The sequence below is a fragment of the Candidatus Accumulibacter contiguus genome, assembly GCF_036625285.1.
Taxonomy (GTDB): Bacteria; Pseudomonadota; Gammaproteobacteria; order Burkholderiales; family Rhodocyclaceae; genus Accumulibacter; species Accumulibacter contiguus.
Window position 1 is genome coordinate 958,865 of the sequence record NZ_JAZKUC010000001.1, and the last position, 14,442, is coordinate 973,306.

Sequence of the window (14,442 nt, forward strand, 5' to 3'; positions counted from 1 at the left end):
CGATGCCGGTTAGTCAAAGCAGTCAAAGAAAGGCATTGGTACACTACTAGCTGTTCTAATAGATTAGGAACATTGCGCAATTATTCCAAGCATCTGCGTCGATATAAATTCTCACTCACCACTCTTGGAACAAGCCATAAGTAGCGCCAGTGGATCGTCAAATAGCCCACCAAGTTCCGCGATCGTTTCGTCCGGATAGTCCCACCACCTCGTCATATTGAGTTGTTCCCGAACCTCTTCTGCAAACCTAAATCGCACATGTCGAGCTGGTACGCCCGCGACGATTTCATAGCATTCGACATCCTTTGTTACTACACTACCCATTCCAACCACTGCCCCATTTCCAATTCTTACACCTTGCCTTATATGCGCTCCATAGCCAATCCACACGTCGCTACCTATTATCGTTTTTTTTGGGGAGCTCCTCTTGTGGTTTGCAAACTGAGCCGGAATGCTGCGCTGACCTTCGTAAAATGCAGGAGACGTAGACACCCAGTCTACTGGATGCTCACCGCCCCCGATACTAACAAAGTTAGCTATCGAAACAAAAGCGCCAATATCACAATTGCTTATCTCGCAATCGTAGCCACAATACGAATGCTTGTTCATCACCACGTTACAAAGGTTGCTTCCCGACTGAATTCGAGAGGTGCTGTGGATGCAGCAATCCTGTACTGAATGCAAACGAGCCTTCTTAAAGAGCCTTGCAAATAAGCGTCTAACCATCTCTTACCCCAAATAGCTGTGACAAATTGTCTTCCTTTACAACCTTACACTCATCCGAAAAAAGCAACCTAATTGGAATTTCAGGCACATCTATTAGCGCCGAGACGGCCTCTCTCGACGTATAATACGCCGTCGAATAAAGGCTCAAACCCAACGATTCTGCTGGTTCCCAACCATTACTATGGTCCCATTTGACAGCATGACTTTCCTTAACATACAAAGGCAAGCTTCTAGTATTGTTTGGGTGCTGCCTGTAAAACAAGCGCACACCGCTAGCTTGGCATATTCTGGCGAGCGCCTGTAAAACCCGCTTTTCTACGGGAGCAATTATGGCGCTGGACTTCGTAAGTTGCGAATAAAAAATGACCGCTTTCGGTGTTACCTGACTCTGAGCGTTGTCGCTGTTCCGTTTTGTAGCGAAGTCGTAAATCTCAATCTTCTTAATGTCATTTAGCGAGGAATAATAATCAGCCTGACGTTGATCAAACACCTTTAACTCGTCCGTAAAAATAAATGGAGAGTACGTTCCAATGCCATGCAAATAAGTCACAACAGTTTTCTTGCAGCAATTAACTCTGTTCACAATCATGCTAAGAGGATCGACGTCGTCCATGTTCAAGAGTACCTCAAAATGGAGATTTTGCAAATACTTGTTAAGCTTAATCGCGGCATCTAGTTCAAAAGCGAACTCATCGTATTTACGACGTCGGACAATGATCGTCGCCAATCTCCTTAAGCTGTATGGATTGCCGCAGAATTCTATATCCCTTGACGGATCGTTATCGGTAAGCAACCCATAAATATATCGCAATTGCCTCTTCATGGACAACGGAAAAGGGAATATCAGCACCAGGTGCCGTTCGTCCTTTCTTAACGCATGAAAAGATTCGTACTCCACCTCAACATAGGTCTTAACTACGTACCGATATTCATTTGCGTGTTTAGCGCCAAGCAGTATAAAAAGCCGGTGAGCACAGTATTTCGCAATGGCCCTAACTATCTCTCGATGCGAAAGCTTCCGATTCTTGAGCTCTCGTTCCAGATCTGCTGCGGCAATTGGAACATCGGCATCGACCCTTTCATGGTGGGACCTGCATTTTAGCACATAGAAATTAACCGCTGCCTTTTTATAGTCGCTTAGATCGACACTGAGACCACCCAAGCCCCGGCCGAGGGCTTCGGCGGTACGATAATACCACGCAAAATCAGATTTCACTTTGAAACCTCATATAAAACCCGATACCTAGCATTGTCCGAATGCATAAGAGCAGGAACTGTGAAAGCGCATACACCCCAACCATATATTCTATTGACAGGGTTCTAGCAGCCAAAACTAGCCCTACCACATTAAAAACTACGGCGGCAACTGTAGATACCGCCGTATATTGGGTTGCGCGTTCCATGTAGTATAGCACATACTGGAACATTGAGTCGCAAAACTGGCAAAATACGGCAGCAAATAGTAGTAATATCAACTTATCATTTAACGCGTACCTGCTATCGAAGATTATACTGAAGATTTTTGCTGACATAGCGTACATTATGATAACTATCAAGAAGAAAGCGGCCACATAACCAAAGAAAAACGGCAACAGAGTCCTTATTTGCATCTTGCAGCCTAATTTCTTGTATAACGATTCTTGAAATGAATACAAAAGGGCGTACGAAACAACGTTAGCCATATATGGGATGTAGTTACTAGCGGCCAGCATTGCCGCCGACTCTGCGCCAAGCTGTTTCCCTATGAATACCAACGTAAAACCGTATAACCCCCAACTTGCGATAGTGTGCGGTGCAATCTTGGCGCCATACGACAATAGATCAATGATACTTTTTCTTGAAACGAAATTCAGATTTATATGTGTGCGGTGCACGGCAAGGACGTATAGGAGCGCGGCTGCGAGAGCCAACAAGTATGACGCCAAATATCCGGTCATACCGCCGTCGATCCATACAACGAACGTCATTATCGACGCAGCTTGGACAGCAACCTGAATAATTGTCAAACGCGCAAATGCAGGATACTCTCCGGTAACTCTAAGAATCTTGAGCGCAGAAATGACGATTGGCGAAATTGCTACAGTTATTATGGAAATGTACCTATCGCGCGGCCTTAAATTAGTTGTGAAGTAGTTATATAGTAAGTCTGAAAGGAAGTAGCTAAACAGGACAAATATTGAAGATGCCAACAATAGAAGCACATATCCATTTGTCAGAAGGGAGCCATAGTCCGCCTTTGAATGAGATGCTCTTTTGGCTAGAGCCTCATCGGTGCCGAATATCACAAACAATATACACAAGTTGCCAATATATAAAACTTGGCTAGCCTTGCCAAAATCTTCAACGCTCAGCGACGCGATAACAAATGGCATCAACAAAAATATGCTGGCCTTCTGCAGAAGAATTAGTATGCCATAACCAAAAATGTTTCGTAATAATATCATGGTAGTGTTGGTGCAATAGGCGTTCGTATAGTAATGACCCGCGGGTGCGGCAGGGCGTGGCATCTGAGAAGGCTGGCATGGCAATGCGAGGTAACCGGGAGACTGGCGAGGTGGGCCTCAAGCAGCGATATCGTGGAGGAACTGGTTGGAGTACGACGGCGCGTTGGTCAATGTCAATGGCGGCCAAAAACCGCGGAAATCTGGCGTCGCCAAAAACTCGGGCACGCAAATTGCGTTCCTGGAGCCGGGTCAAGGGCGGGCGACAGCCCGGCGCAGCATACCCTTGACGCGGCGGAGGGACGGATACGCTGGGGCATGGCTGTAAGCGCGGCATTTCCGCGCTTACAGCCATGTTGACCTGCGCTTTTCTCCGCCAGATTTCCGCGGTGTAACCGTTTAGCCCCCCCGACGACCACTACCAAAAATCAGGCAGCAGCCGGTAGCAGGGGCGCTGCGTTGCCTTTACGCCGCTCGGCGACCACCTTGGCCAGGTAGGGCCAGGGCAAGATGTGGCGACGCCGGCAGGTGTCGATGACACTGGCCAACAGGGCAAAGGCACGGGTACCCTGCTCGGTACGGGTGCCTTGGCTGATGAGCCGGGCGATGACCCAGTGCCGCAAGGCCCGTTCGGCCTCGTTGTTGGTGAACGGCAGATAGGGATGGGCGACGACGATCCAGACCGCCTCCCAGTCGTAGAGAAATTCGCGCGCCAGCGCACGGGTTTTCTCATGAGCCGAATCCCGGTGCTCTTCGCATAGCCGACGGAAGGCGTCCAAGCGGTCGCGGAAGCGAGGCGTGAGATCGACCGGAGGGCCTTCACGTGCCTGGTAAATCGCAGTGATCAGGTCGCTGAGCAGGCCGTGGGTGGCCTCTCCAAAGGCCCGCGCCTCGGTGCTCAGGCTTTCTTTGAGTCCCTCGGCCTTGCGCAACAGGTGCGCCCAACAGCGCAGCCGCTTCTGGAATCGGCGATAGACGCAGTAGCCATCGCTCATCAGCCAGCCGACAAACCCCTCGCCTAGGACGTTCGCCAGAATCTCCTTGCTGCGGTAGCCAATGAAGTACAGGCAGATCGTCGGCGTGATGATCACCCACAGCCATAGTAACTGGCCCCATTCCTTCCACGGCGTTTCATCGGCATAGGCCAGCACTTCCTGCTGCAGTTCTTCCACCCACTGCGCTTCGATCGGCTCGACCGCCCGACCGGCTTCATGAATACACTGGTTGATCGTGCTGGTGGAGAGCGCGATGCCCAGCCAGTCCCGCAAAAATTCTTGCGTCCGCCGCCGCGACAGGTGCATACGGTGCGATAGGCACACCAGCAGGCTCACTAACAGCGGTCCGACGAGATGCCATTCGCTCAGTCCTACGGTCCACCCGGGTTCGGCGGGACAGCGGCCGGGCTCGCTGCGGTTGACATGCCCACAGTGGCCACAGCTTATCTCACCGTAGACATGCTTGTCGTGGCGTACCCGTAAGCCACGTAGCCCCGCACTCGGCTCGGCCTCGATATCCAGGACATACAAGCCGTTGCACGCGATGAACCCGGCCGGATCCAGCGCCTCATCGCAGCCCGCGCAGAATTCCGGCGCGTGGATCACGGTGTCGCTCACCGGCAAACTCACCTGCCGGCTATGGCCCGCTGCCCCCGGACGCCGACCGGCTTTCTTGGGCTTCCCGGCCGTCGCACTCAAAGGCTTCTTCCCCTCAGCCGGTGCCCCGACGCCGTTCGGCTCTGCATTCGCCGCCGCGTTCGCGGCGCTGCCGCTGCCCTGCGCTTCGGGATCAACCGCACCATCTGCCTCCCCGGCCGCTTCCGAATCCTCATCCCCAGAGTTTGTGCTGTGCCACGGAGGGTCACTGCGGGGTGGCCGAGAACTGGTCTGGGAGTTCGCCTTGAGCCGCTCCCGCGCCTCTTTCAAATCCCACAGCAACTTCACCAGCAAGCCATCTTTCTGCTTCGCCGGTAACGCCATCAGCTTCTGCTCATCCCACTGCTGAAGATCAAAGTCGCTCAGGTACACTCACTTGCCTCACGAACACGATTACCCGCTCACTGGTGAGATACCATAGCCAAACCATCCCTCGCTTGCAACCACTGCAGCATAGTTGGTATATGTCGTAGGGGGCTAAACGGTTACCGATTCTCTATTAGCGATGACCAAATACGCCTCTTACTCCATTGTTGTTATGGCTATTTTGGTTTGCTAGCAATAAGGAAAAAAAGAACACGAAGTAGCCATTAAACAAAATCGTCGCCGATAGGGAATGCAACATGACTATTATTGCCAGGTTTCTTTGGAAGTTGCTTCCGCGCAAAAAGTACTTAACTACCAGTAAAAAGAACAGAACCATTGGAACGACACCATACACCACTCCAAGCCCAAACATGCCAGACAAGTACGTTGAACCATCCGACTGGATCTCCATATAATTGTATAACCAGGGCATTAGGAAGGCGTTTCGTCTCATAAACTCATCTACGCCTACATTCAAGCCAAAAATCTTCTCAGCCAGGCTCATATGATAAAATACAGCCGGCGAATTGGCCAGTCTAACATTTGTGGCCACATCGGTACTTAGGAGTTTCTCTATCGCTGGATCAAACAAGGCGGTATACTGGGTTGCCATAAGCACGGCAACGAACAGCACCGTCACAACTACAAAAGTAGCATAGCCGGCATCTTTACGCCTGCTCATCGTCATATTACTAAGCAACAATGCCCCGGCGATTACAATTCCGTACGTCGATCCGCTTACTAGTATTCCACAAATCAGTATCGCCGCAACCTTGGCTTCCCTTTTTACCAACGCCAGCGCGATCCCAGGCAATATAAATGCGGCGTACATTTGTGGCTCGGTAAAAAATCCTGAGGCTCTACTTGCCGCGATCCATAGGCCCTGTTCTTGCTCTGCTGTTGTTGTTGGAAACAACTGAATAGGAGCCAACAGATCGCCCGTCGCGGCCATGTAAACTCCTTGAACCATCACCACCCACGACGCAACAAGGCACAATACCCTATATTTCTTGTAGAATTCATCGATGTTTAGTCTTGAAGAGAACGCAACAACACACAACGATAGCAGCACGCCCATAAAGTAGTAATTCTTGTTCGCTGTAAATAAATCTCTTAAGGCTATGGATTTAACAAGAAGTATTATATATATTGACAGCACGAACAGCAAGAACAGTTTATCGGTCTTAAGTACTAGATTTTGTCTTAGCGTGAATAGCGCAACGACAACGCCGACCACATAACCCATATTTGCGAACCCCATTAGACGATATTGGGAGAGCAATAGGTAAACCGCGAGTGTTACCGATATCGCGCTAGAAGTACGCGCTGTGACGCCCGAGACTATCATAAAGCCTGTCCTTTCGGCAAAGCTACTATTTTCCCCAGCAGTTCTCATGTCAAACCCACGCAAGGCGGCTGTTGGCGTAGGTTGGCGCACGAGGATTGGCAGACTTGGGCGATGAAGATTGAGGGAAACTACGGCTGTTCTGAAAATAATCCTGGTAAACAGTGTGTTATGGTGTTAACCTCGAACTTGATCGAAGTATTGATGATTTTCAGGTTCGAGAAGGTTCGAGATGCATTCCGGGCTTTACCGGACGGGCGCAAGCGAAGCAACGCCCGGCTCTATGAGATGGAGGATGCGGCCCTGTCGGCCTTCGCCGTGTTTTTCTCGCAAAGTCCGTCCTTCCTCGATAAGCGGTCCTCAAAAAGTCTTCCGACATTCCAGCAGCGATTCGAGGAGAAATTCCGCCCTGTGATTGTCGGAGAACTTATCCGAGACCGCTTATTAGAGTTGCTATTAGCGGACCAACCCCAATAAAGATATGCCAACTTGATCACCTGTTGGCAATTGCAACCGCAAAACAGTCGTTGTACAGTCTTAAGACTGATCCTTCGCTAAAGCGACGGCAGTATAGCTTCACGTCCTTGCTTTCGCAATTTTTGTCTACTGCCTGTAATAGCTTATCAATTATCTCCTTGGTATTGTTAACGTCATTAATTAAAGTAACACAATCGCTCTCTTCAAGCATGGATGCTATTTCCATTTTGCCGTTGATCAACACCGGCACCCCGTAGGCAAGAGCCTCTATGACAGACATACCAAACCCCTCTACCTTGCTAAGCAAGACGACCAAGGAGGCTCGTAAGTAATACTGATTAAGATTGGCCCGTGGAACATGGCCATGGAATTCCACAACTCCCTTCAGCAGATCGTTAGTCTTGTATATGTCGACAGATGCGTCGCATACTTCGCCGCAAAAAACAAACCGAAACCGATCGCCTATCCGATCTCTATGCTCAACAACTGCCTGCAATAACGCAGCTTGGTTCTTTTGCTTGCTTATGTTACCAACGTACAATATCGTGTGTCTATTGCCCTTTACTTTGTTGGTTTTTGCCGAACAAAACTCGTCTCTCAAGAAGTTGGGGATTACGTGGATTCTGTTTGCCACACTAGGTCCACAATACTTAACCACAATCTCCTTCGTCGCGTTAGTCAACACCGTTAATTGTGCTTTTTTTGACTGAACAAATTCGCCTAAAAAGCGTTTCTCCCACTCTTTGGTCATTAGACTCGCTTTGCTATGCTCCGAAAATGAATTTAGCCCATGAAGCGTTACGACAACCCCCTTATCGGAATTGTTGGCTGCTTCCCAAGCGGGATACAAGTTAGGACTACAGCCGTGAATGTGAATGACATCGGCCAGCGCAATATAGGTGTTTATGTAATCCTGAGCATAATACGCATAACATACTCTGAGGACTTCTCTGGATATGGATCTTGTTTTCAAAATAAACTTAAGCGCACTCCACGTCGCCCATAGCTTACGTGATCGCACTAATATCGTTACTATTCTGTTTCCTAGGTACTTGACACCACAAAATGCGAACGTAGTGTAATTTCCGCTGTAAGAATAAAATGTGACATCAGAGCGTTTCGACATGGCCATTAGGATATCTTGAACAACGTAGCCATAACCAGTCTTATTTCGGCTTAAGTCCTTTAAGCTATCGTTTGTTGCATAGTTTGCAATGCTTAGGACTTTCAGCATACTCGATCTCCTCAGAAACAAAGTTGCTTATGTTGGCCACTTTATGCCTAGCGGCGTTGGCGTATTCGTTCGTACAAAATCCCGGGAACTTAAAACCAAACGTAACACCGCCCACTCGGGAACCGCTGATTAACGCACCTTTCCGACAGACGCGGGGCCGCGAAGCCATCCGCGGCAATCCCAGACCTGACTGGTTATGACTCGAACATGCGTTATGTAAAGATTCACCCCCCTACGCAGTTGCCGGGATGGCAGGGAGCGCGGGAAGTTCGAGGCCCTTGCGGGCAGCCTCGATGACGGTGCCGAGATAGCGCCAGGCGCATGCCTCGCGGCGGCGGCAGGTTTCGATGACGCTGGCCAAGAGAGCAAAGGCGCGGGACCCTTCTTCGGAGCGGGTGCCGTGGCTGAGGTAGCGCGCAATCACCCAGTGTCGCAGCGCCTGTTCGGCGGCGTTGTTCGTCAGCGGCAGATGGGGCTCGTTGACCGGGCGCAGGATGACCTTCCAGTCGTACAGGAATTCGCGGGCGACGCTGCCCAGCACCTTGTGGTCATCCGCCTGGTGCGCCTCGCACTGTTGCCGTAGCCGCTCGATGGCCGCGGCGTAGCGAATCCGCAGTCCTTCCAACGGCGGGTCGATTCGCGCCGCGTAAATGGCGGCCATCCAGGTCTTCATCAGCCCTTCCATCTCCTTTCCGACCTCCGCCACCCGAGCATCACTCGATTCGGCCAGTCCCCGCAGCTTGCGCATCAGGTGCGCCCAGCAGCGCAGGCGGTTCTCCCAAGCGCGGTAGACTCGGTAGCCATCACTGATGAGGCGGCCATCAAAACCGTCTTGCAGGGCGTTTTGCAGAATTTCCGCCGTGCGGTAGCCGATGAAGAACACCACGGTGTGGGTCGTGACCAGCGCCCAGAGCCAGAGGCATTGGGCGCGTTCCCGCCACGACGTTTCATCGACGAACCATTCCGCGGCCTGCCTGACTTCGGTGACCAGGGCGTCTTCCAGCGGGTAGCTGGCGCGCCCTGCTTCGCGGATCGTCTCATCGATCACGCCGATGCTCAGCAGCAGGCCGAACAGCTCCCTCAGTAGTTCGCGAATGCGCCGCCGGGAGAGGTGCATCCGCAGCGCCAGGAAAACGATCATCCCGGCCAACTGCGGACCCACCAGGCGCCATTCGCCCAGTCCCACCCGATCCCACAGGCTGTCGGCTGGCGCGCGCCACGGCAGCGCACGGGTGGTATGCCCGCAGGGGCAGCTCACTTCGAGCATCTGGTGACGCGTGACCCGGAAGATCAACCCGATCTGACCGTCGACGGGGGGCGCAATATTGACCTCATCCCAGGCCGTGTAGGCCTGCGACGGGGTATCCGTCGCCAACGCCAGACCACAAGCCGCGCAGCACGCCGGCCGGTGCTCGCACGTGTCGGTCACCGTGAGCTGCTGGGTGCGGCCATGACCCTGACTGCCGGGCTGCTTGCCGGCCTTTCGGTCCGACGCCTTCGGCGGTAAGGGCGGCGGCACGTCTCGCGGGACGGTTTCTTCCGTCGAATCCGCTGGGTCCATCGCCTCCGTCGCCGCTTCCGGGACTTTCGCCGGGGGCCTCTTCGCAGGCATCCCTTCGTCCTCTTCCTCGCCCGCGCCGGGTTTCTCCCAAGGCGCCTGGCTGGTCGGGGGCCGCGAGCTGTTGGCCGGGTTCTGATTCAGACGATCCTGCAATTCCTGGACGTCATCCAGCAGGCGGATAGACACGTCCAGCAATCGCTCCGCTGGCAGCTTCTTCAGCCACTCGGCGTCCATTTGCAGAAGGTCGTGCTTGCGGAGGTGCATTGCGTCGGTTCGTTGTGGAGTAACCACATTATGACATACAAATTACTGCTGGGGAGATTTTTTGGGGGGGGGGTGAATCTTTACTGCGTTATGGTCTTGTCGGTGAGGTTCTCTACCTTTTTCAACACCGTTCGTGGCCTCCTTCGTTCATCAGGGCGCAACTTGGCCGTTGAGCGCCAACAGCCGCCGCTTGACGATCATCAGGTTGGCCAGGCCAAACAGGGTGTGCAGTTGCGCCGTGTTCTTGGCCAAGCCTTTGTAACGCACCTTCCGGAAGTGGAACAGGTTCTTGACGATGTGGAACGGGTGTTCCACCTTGGACCGAATGCTGGCCTTTACGGATTCCAGCTTGCGCCGGAGCTGACCCAGCACACTGTCTTCCGGCACGGCCTTGAGCTTGCCGCGCTTCATAGCTACCTGCCAGTCAATGTCCCGCTCCTTCAGTTCTTCCCGCTTCTCGACGCCGGTATAGCCCGCATCCAGATACACCGTCTTCTCGCCGCCGTGCAGTACCTGTGCGGTCTGCGTCACATCCCCGACGTTCGCCGCCGTGCCCACCACCGTGTGCACCAATCCGCTTTCGGCATCGACACCAATATGAGCCTTCATGCCAAAGTACCACTGGTTACCCTTCTTGGTCTGGCGCATCTCCGGGTCGCGCGCCTTGGCTTCATTCTTCACCGACGGCGGTGCGGCAATAATCGTCGCGTCCGCAATCGTCCCTTCCCGCATCATCAGCCCCGCGGCAGACAGCTTGCCGTTGATCGCCTCGAACAGTTTCTTCGTCAGTTCATGTTTCTCCAGCAGGTGCCGGAACTGCAGCAGCGTCGTCGCATCCGGTGCGGATTCCCGCGACAGGTCGATCCTGACAAACGCCCGCAACGCTTGGCTGTCGGTGATCGCATCCTCGACTCCCTCATCCGACAGGCCGTACCATTGCTGCGCCAGATACACCCGCAACATCCGCTCCAGACCCACCGGCGGGCGACCCCGCCTCCCCTTCGGGTAGTGCGGCGCGATCACCTCAAGTACCTCCGCCCTCGGGGTTACCTTCTCCATTTCGGAAAGGAACACCTCCCGATGCGTCGTCCGCTTTTTGCCTTCAAACTCCACCTGGGAAAAACTGATCTGCTTCATCTCGCTACCCGACGTACGCTGGAATGCCAATATTATACCATGTGGATATGCTGCGATTAAATCAGCAGTTCCCTTGATGACATCGGCATGAGGGCACTTATCAAGCAGGGCCTCCGCACTCGGATAGCATAGTCAATTTCGTCATATCTTGAAAAGCAGAAATCGTTGCCAGCCATGAATTTATGCCAATAGCTTGCAAACCCGCGCAAGATCGGGTCTAGTCTCGTCTTTTGGACGAGCGAAATGACTCTGACGAAGGGGGCAAGCCTGTTTCAGGGAAGTGGACGACCCGCGCAAACCCAGCAATGGAACGCTGCATGACTTCCAAGAAGTTCTCGTGATTGCTATCGCAGCCGTGCTCTCCGATTGTGACACCATCGAAGACATCGCCCATTGGGGACGGGAGAAGGAAGATTGGTTGCGTCAGTTCCTGGTGCTGCGGAACGGTGTGGCCTCCGAGGAAACGTTTCTGCGCATCTTCCGAGCCCTCGACCCGAAGCAATTTGAGGCGGCGTTCCGCCGTTGGGTGGCTGGGGTGGTCGGTACCCTGAAAGGCGGCCTGGGGGTCGATGGCAAAACGGTACGCGGGTCGGGTAGTGGCGGCGAGAGCGCCATTATGGTCAGCGCCTTCGCGACGGAACTGGGCGTCGTCCTCGGCCAGGAAAAAGTCGCCAGCAAGAGTAATGAGATCACCGCCATCCCGGAACTGCTCAAGGCACTGTATATCAACGGGTTGCTCGTTACCATCGACGCCATGGGGTGCCAGCGGAACATCGCCCGTCAGATCACCGACCAGGGCGGCGACTACCTGCTGGCGGTCAAAGGCAACCAACCGACGCTGCTGGACGCCATCGAGACGGAATTCATTGACCAGTACCAATCGGACGACGTCGACCGCCACCACCAGGTCCACCCGTCCCATGGTCGGATCGTCGCTCAAATCGCCACGGTGCTGCCCGCGCAAGGGATCGTTGATCTGGCCGATTGGCCCGAATGCAAGAAGATCGCTCGGGTCGACTCCCTGCGTAAGGTCGGTGACCACGAGTCGAAGCTTGAGCGGCGCTACTACATCAGCTCTCGTGAATTGACGGCCGAACAACTCGCTGCAGCGGCTCGGGGCCACTGGGGCATCGAGGACCGCCTTCACTGGGTGCTCGATGTCAGCTTTGGCGAGGATGCCAGCACCGTACGCAAGGACAACGCCCCACAGAACCTCTCCCTCCTGAAGAAAATCGTTCTCAACCTGATTCGTCTGGATACCGCCGACAAGACCAAGACCAGCCTGCGGCTGAAGCGCAAGCGCGCCGCTTGGAAGGACGGCGTCCGGGTGAGGATACTGGGCTTCACCTTGAAATGACATCCGAGTGCGGAAGCCCTGACTTATCAAGGCAGGTTTTCTGTCCAAATAAACGGGGCTACCTCTGTCGCTCCGGGCTCAAACACTAACACCAACATGTTTGCGTCAACACCCGCTTAAGCGCCTAATAAAGGTATGTCAGATCCTGTCGAGCATATTCTCCGCCAGCAGCCAGTCCCAGTCCGAGTCGATATCCAGCGCCTCGCGCTTATCTTCGATCACAAGCGGAACCGTCTCGCTTCCGAGGAAACTGGAATTGGCTCTCAAATAACCAGGTGTCGCAAGGTATACCTCACCATTGACAACATAGGCTGGTGGAAGATCCTGAGACCTTGTTGGCTGATCGACCCCATGTACGAACGGATATATGGCATCGCCAGCGACGCGATAGCACCACATCGGATGAGACTCCGCTGGCGAAAACGCGACGACAGGCCTCTCTGCATATTTCTTGAATAGTTGGATCGCTGCCTGAATCGTTTGGGTCTTGCGAAAGGGCGATGTCGGCTGTAACAGTAATAGACCATCCAGCTGACCGTTTTCTTTCTCGTACCAGTCGAGCGCGTGCATGCACACGACGATTGATGTAGCAGTATCCGTCGACAATTCGGCCGGTCTAAGCCAGGGCACGAGGGCACCAGCGGCACGCGCCACATCCGCGATTACCAGGCTGTCGGTTGAAACCAGAATATCGAGGATTTCCGGTATACCTTGGGCAGCCTCGATACTCCAGTTGATCAACGGCTTGCCGCCCAGTTCCCGAATGTTCTTGTTCGGCACCCGTTTGGATCCGCCTCGGGCAGGAACCAGCGCCAGGATTCTCATGCCACCCCTCCAGATCTTTGCGCGGTTTCATAGTCACTCGGCCGGCCCACGTCCAACCAGGGTTCGTGCATGGGATAGGCCACGGTGCGTTTTTCCCTGGCTTGCAGGCGCTCGAACAAGGTGGGCATGTCGCAGGGTTCGTTGACGCCGAGCACGTCGAGGGCTTCCGGGGCCAGAACGTAGACGCCGGCGTTGATGTGACTTCTGGCGATGGGCTTTTCCTCGAAGCCGATGATGTCGACGCCCCGGGTCTGCACGACGCCGAAGGGGTGTTGCCATTCATGTACCCGCACCGCCATCGTGGCCGCCGCCTCCTGGCGAATGTGAAAATCAAGCAGTTCACCGTAGTGGATGTCCGTCAGCACATCGCCATTGGTGACGACGAAGGGCGCTTCGGGCTTCTTCGGCATCAGACCGAGGGCGCCGGCGGTGCCGAGGGGCGATTGTTCCCGCAGATATTCGATGCGCGCGTTCAGGCGCTCGCCGTCGCCGAAGTGCTCTTCGATCATGTGACCCAGGTAGTGCACCGCCAGGAGGAAGTGGCTGAAGCCGTCGGCCATGGCGCGCTTGATGATATGTTCCAGCATGGGCTTGCCGCCCACGGGAAGCATGGGTTTGGGACAGTTTCTCGTGTGCGGGCGCAGCCGGGTGCCCTTGCCACCGGCCATGATCACCATCAGGTTGGGCCGCGCCTGAGGGGCGTTGATTTCATCCCATAGGTGCAGGCCGATGACGTGATGCTGTTCGTCTACCACGGGAATCTGCTGAATCTTGTTGGCCACCATTAGTTGCATGACGGTTTCGCGCCCCATTGCCGGTGGGACGACGAAGGCGTTGCGATGGATGACCGTGGTGATTCGACTGTTCAGATCCAAGCCTCGCAGCAGGCCCCGGCGAATGTCGCCATCGGAAATAGTGCCTTCCAGTTCGCCCGACTCGGCGACGACCAGGACGATCTTGATCGCCACCTGATCCAGATTGCGAATGGCGTCCTGAATGGTGGCGGTGGTCGGCAGGAGGGCGCGGCGCCAGATTTTTTCGTCGGTGTTCACGTGGT

11 protein-coding genes and 1 pseudogene are annotated in these 14,442 nt (G+C 54.1%); 2 read left to right on the forward strand and 10 right to left on the reverse strand.

All coding sequences use genetic code 11. From position 1 onward, the window contains the following. Positions 1 to 111: 111 nt before the first annotated feature. The 5 genes from V5B59_RS04605 to V5B59_RS04625 form a co-directional block, all read right to left on the reverse strand. Positions 112 to 609, reverse strand: a complete 498-nt coding sequence (locus V5B59_RS04605; protein WP_332351629.1) for a CatB-related O-acetyltransferase — start codon at positions 607 to 609, stop codon at positions 112 to 114. Positions 610 to 718: 109 nt separating this feature from the next. After that, complete coding sequence (locus V5B59_RS04610; protein ID WP_332351630.1) at positions 719 to 1,942, reverse strand: hypothetical protein; 1,224 nt, start codon at positions 1,940 to 1,942, stop codon at positions 719 to 721. Then, positions 1,932 to 3,233: a lipopolysaccharide biosynthesis protein gene (locus tag V5B59_RS04615; RefSeq protein ID WP_332351631.1), complete on the reverse strand. Its 1,302-nt coding sequence runs from the start codon at positions 3,231 to 3,233 to the stop codon at positions 1,932 to 1,934. Before V5B59_RS04615 ends, V5B59_RS04610 begins: the two co-directional genes overlap by 11 nt. A gap of 362 nt (positions 3,234 to 3,595) precedes the next feature. Further along, positions 3,596 to 5,191 (reverse strand): IS66 family transposase, encoded by a 1,596-nt coding sequence (gene tnpC, locus V5B59_RS04620; protein ID WP_332351632.1) that lies wholly within the window; start codon positions 5,189 to 5,191, stop codon positions 3,596 to 3,598. A gap of 127 nt (positions 5,192 to 5,318) precedes the next feature. Continuing rightward, on the reverse strand, positions 5,319 to 6,623 hold the full coding sequence (locus tag V5B59_RS04625; protein WP_332351633.1) for a hypothetical protein: 1,305 nt from the start codon (positions 6,621 to 6,623) through the stop codon (positions 5,319 to 5,321). 111 nt (positions 6,624 to 6,734) lie between these two features. On the opposite strand from V5B59_RS04625, the pseudogene V5B59_RS04630 reads away from it, so the two are divergent. Further along, positions 6,735 to 6,881: pseudogene (locus V5B59_RS04630) on the forward strand (ISNCY family transposase); the annotation flags it as partial. A 142-nt stretch (positions 6,882 to 7,023) separates the two neighbouring features. Here the strand turns inward: V5B59_RS04630 and V5B59_RS04635 are convergent. The 3 genes from V5B59_RS04635 to V5B59_RS04645 all read right to left on the reverse strand — a co-directional run bounded on the left by V5B59_RS04635 (position 7,024) and on the right by V5B59_RS04645 (position 11,203). Continuing rightward, positions 7,024 to 8,241: a glycosyltransferase family 4 protein gene (locus tag V5B59_RS04635; RefSeq protein WP_332351634.1), complete on the reverse strand. Its 1,218-nt coding sequence runs from the start codon at positions 8,239 to 8,241 to the stop codon at positions 7,024 to 7,026. Positions 8,242 to 8,473: 232 nt separating this feature from the next. After that, positions 8,474 to 10,066: an IS66 family transposase gene (gene tnpC / locus V5B59_RS04640; RefSeq protein WP_332351635.1), complete on the reverse strand. Its 1,593-nt coding sequence runs from the start codon at positions 10,064 to 10,066 to the stop codon at positions 8,474 to 8,476. Positions 10,067 to 10,216: 150 nt separating this feature from the next. Next, on the reverse strand, positions 10,217 to 11,203 hold the full coding sequence (locus V5B59_RS04645) for an IS5 family transposase (RefSeq protein ID WP_169071452.1): 987 nt from the start codon (positions 11,201 to 11,203) through the stop codon (positions 10,217 to 10,219). A 280-nt stretch (positions 11,204 to 11,483) separates the two neighbouring features. Here V5B59_RS04645 and V5B59_RS04650 point away from each other — a divergent pair, with 280 nt between their 5' ends. Next, on the forward strand, positions 11,484 to 12,560 hold the full coding sequence (locus V5B59_RS04650) for an ISAs1 family transposase (RefSeq protein ID WP_169071451.1): 1,077 nt from the start codon (positions 11,484 to 11,486) through the stop codon (positions 12,558 to 12,560). 138 nt (positions 12,561 to 12,698) lie between these two features. On the opposite strand, the gene V5B59_RS04655 is transcribed toward V5B59_RS04650, so the two are convergent. Both V5B59_RS04655 and V5B59_RS04660 read right to left on the reverse strand, forming a co-directional pair. Further along, a complete protein-coding gene (locus V5B59_RS04655) occupies positions 12,699 to 13,385 on the reverse strand; it encodes a cytidylyltransferase domain-containing protein (RefSeq protein ID WP_169071450.1) in 687 nt (228 codons plus the stop codon). Then, positions 13,382 to 14,437, reverse strand: coding sequence for a nucleotidyltransferase family protein (locus V5B59_RS04660; RefSeq protein ID WP_169071449.1), 1,056 nt, complete (start codon positions 14,435 to 14,437; stop codon positions 13,382 to 13,384). The genes V5B59_RS04655 and V5B59_RS04660 overlap by 4 nt, the downstream gene beginning before the upstream one ends. Positions 14,438 to 14,442: the final 5 nt, after the last annotated feature.

Bases quoted from the DNA above. Each gene is read 5' to 3' on its own strand.
- V5B59_RS04635 (WP_332351634.1), bottom strand. From the start codon at position 8,241: ATGCTGAAAGTCCTAAGCATTGCAAACTATGCAACAAACGATAGCTTA.
- V5B59_RS04605 (WP_332351629.1), bottom strand. From the start codon at position 609: ATGAACAAGCATTCGTATTGTGGCTACGATTGCGAGATAAGCAATTGT.
- V5B59_RS04615 (WP_332351631.1), bottom strand. From the start codon at position 3,233: ATGCCACGCCCTGCCGCACCCGCGGGTCATTACTATACGAACGCCTAT.
- V5B59_RS04655 (WP_169071450.1), bottom strand. From the start codon at position 13,385: ATGAGAATCCTGGCGCTGGTTCCTGCCCGAGGCGGATCCAAACGGGTG.
- V5B59_RS04645 (WP_169071452.1), bottom strand. From the start codon at position 11,203: ATGAAGCAGATCAGTTTTTCCCAGGTGGAGTTTGAAGGCAAAAAGCGG.
- tnpC (WP_332351635.1), bottom strand. From the start codon at position 10,066: ATGCACCTCCGCAAGCACGACCTTCTGCAAATGGACGCCGAGTGGCTG.